Here is an 822-nt window from a genome sequence, read left to right as displayed (position 1 = left end):
GTCTCAGCTAACTGTGAATAACGAATGATGACATTGGGACTGTCAGTGAACACAGAAAAACCGACATCAGGCTCATAAGTCACGACCTTAGTCACTTTAAAGCGGCTATTACCCACTTCAATAGCGTCGCCCATTTCAAGCGATAGCGCTTGGAATAGACTCGATGCGACCCAAGCTTCTCCAGCTGGAGGTAGTGTGTTGGTGACTTGCCCTTCAACAAAGGGCTTATCGGCCACTTTAAGCTCGCCTCGTAGCGGATAACCATCGGATACCGCCTTAATATCGACGAGTTCAAGCTTATCGTTAGCAAACGCCATGGAGTTAAATATCACTCGCCACGCGCTCTGAATCCCCTCCTCATCCGCTTTATCAAGCCACTCTTGAGGAATATCTCTGCGTGAACTTAATACTCGATCAGCTGCGAGAAACTCGCTACTACGTTCGAGTAATCCGGATTGTAGGCGCTCACTAAATAACGACAGTGATAAAACCGCGGTCACCGATAAAATGATAGCGAGCGCCATGATCGTGAGCTCACCGCGCTTGAGCTCCTGCTTGAGTAAGCGAAACGATATTTTATGCCACATCTTGCGACGCCTCCGCTAGCTGCCCTGCCTCCATGTTTAGGATACGCTGACAGCGTTTCGCTAACGTGGTGTCGTGAGTCACCATCACAAGGGTCGTGCCATAGTCTTTATTGAGATCGAATAATAACTGTTCGACCTTATCACCCGTTTTACTATCAAGATTCCCGGTGGGTTCGTCAGCAAATAAAATCTTTGGTTGACCGACAAACGCGCGCGCAATCGCGACGCGTTGCTG

The 822-nt window shown here is 48.9% G+C and carries 1 protein-coding gene and 1 pseudogene; both read right to left on the bottom strand.

All coding sequences use genetic code 11. The annotated features are described in order from the left end of the window. Positions 1-587, bottom strand: a 587-nt coding sequence (locus B2X00_RS03770; protein WP_349677034.1) for an ABC transporter permease, incomplete at its 3' end; no start/stop codon positions are given. Further along, positions 577-822: pseudogene (locus B2X00_RS03765) on the bottom strand (ATP-binding cassette domain-containing protein); the annotation flags it as partial. The gene B2X00_RS03770 and the pseudogene B2X00_RS03765, both read right to left, overlap by 11 nt.

It is taken from the genome of Idiomarina sp. UBA3162 (assembly GCF_002364475.1).
Classification (GTDB): domain Bacteria; phylum Pseudomonadota; class Gammaproteobacteria; order Enterobacterales; family Alteromonadaceae; genus Idiomarina.
This window is presented reverse-complemented; position numbering and strand designations above follow the sequence as displayed.